The organism is Mycobacterium sp. TH-M106 (genome assembly GCF_057473765.1).
The window spans coordinates 1-1,259 of record NZ_JBYCLE010000285.1 but is presented as its reverse complement, the minus strand read 5'-3'; the positions used below and the strand labels follow the sequence as shown (position 1 = coordinate 1,259).

1 protein-coding gene and 1 pseudogene are annotated in these 1,259 nt (G+C 63.8%); both read right to left on the bottom strand.

Features of this window, described 5'->3' with window-relative positions; translation table 11 throughout:
* Positions 1-173: 173 nt before the first annotated feature.
* Complete coding sequence (locus AC2VOP_RS09860) at positions 174-506, bottom strand: DUF732 domain-containing protein (RefSeq protein WP_486960781.1); 333 nt, start codon at positions 504-506, stop codon at positions 174-176.
* Positions 507-648: 142 nt separating this feature from the next.
* A pseudogene (locus tag AC2VOP_RS09855) lies at positions 649-1,130 on the bottom strand (helix-turn-helix domain-containing protein); the annotation flags it as partial.
* Between the last annotated feature and the right edge of the window lie 129 nt (positions 1,131-1,259).

The window sequence follows — 1,259 nt, the reverse complement described above, 5'->3', positions numbered from 1 at the left end:
CCGGTTCATATGCCTCGCCGCCAGCCCGTCGGGAAACCGACGCCCCCGAAGCAGATTTAGCAAATCCCAGGCAACGCAGCACCTAGCTCAACAGCAGTCCGCCCACCGGTGAGACCAACGACTCGCGACCGGAGGTCGACGGCGTCAGCGGCCAGTTCATGAAAGTCATGAGGCTAGCCGCCACCGCCTCCACCCATCGGCGGCAGGGGGCAATAGGCGCCCCGGGCGAGGTTCACGAACTGAACGGCCTGAATCGGCGAGAGCTTGGGGTTTTCGTCTAACACCATTTGTGCGGTTTGTTGTTCGCTGTGCCGTCCCGCGATGATGTAGGAACAGACAGCTTTGCCGCTGGATATCGCCTGGCTTGAGTTCGGGTATTCAATCCCCTCTGCATTGAGCGCCTCGATAAATGCGTCATCATTGCCGTCAGCGTGGGCGACGCCGAAGGCGCCGAATGCGGCTGTCGTACCGGTGATGGCCAAAAGCAGCAGCTTAGTAGCGCGCATGATGTATCCCACCTCAAAATTCGAAAGAGATCCGAGAGAAAGCATACGGCACGATCGGCTAGGTGGGCTCGTCTGACTGCGGCGGCTGCGACACGGTCGCCATGCAGCCGACGGTGCTGCTGGGTGTCGATCGATCTCGTCGCTAAGGCGATCTTTCTACGATGCGCAGCCCGAGCGAAAACAGCAGCCGCACTTCGGGATCTGACAATGAGACCACCTTCAGCTACTCGACCCTCCGCACCCGGTAGCGGACCGTCTTGGGATGCACCTGCAGCTCCTGCGCGGCTGCTCCGACGTCGCCGAAGCTGTCCAGGCAGACGCGCAGGGTCTCGGCCAGCACCGGGCCGTAGGCGTGCAGATCGCGTATCCGCGGATCCACCGGACATTTCTCGGCGGCGACCACGGTGACGATCTCGTCAAGCAGGACGGTGGTGCGCGCCTCGGCCAGCGACGTGACCTGCCCGATCGACACCGGACGGCGCTCGGCACTGTCGAGCACGCGGTCCACCTCCCTGCGCGCCGCTGCGACAGCCGCCAGACCGGCGACCGGCGCGGTGACGGTGCCCCCCGCTCGATACCGAGCTCGGCGCGCAAGGCGCCGAGCCTGCCACGTACCCAGGAGGATCAACCGACCCGGCCAACCGGACGTTCAGTAAGTAGCGCACAACGGTGACTCATCCAGGTTGACAGGTTCCGCGCCGGTCCCGTCACTCCGACGAGTTGGTGTCTTTCGCATCACTGACATCCGCTTTG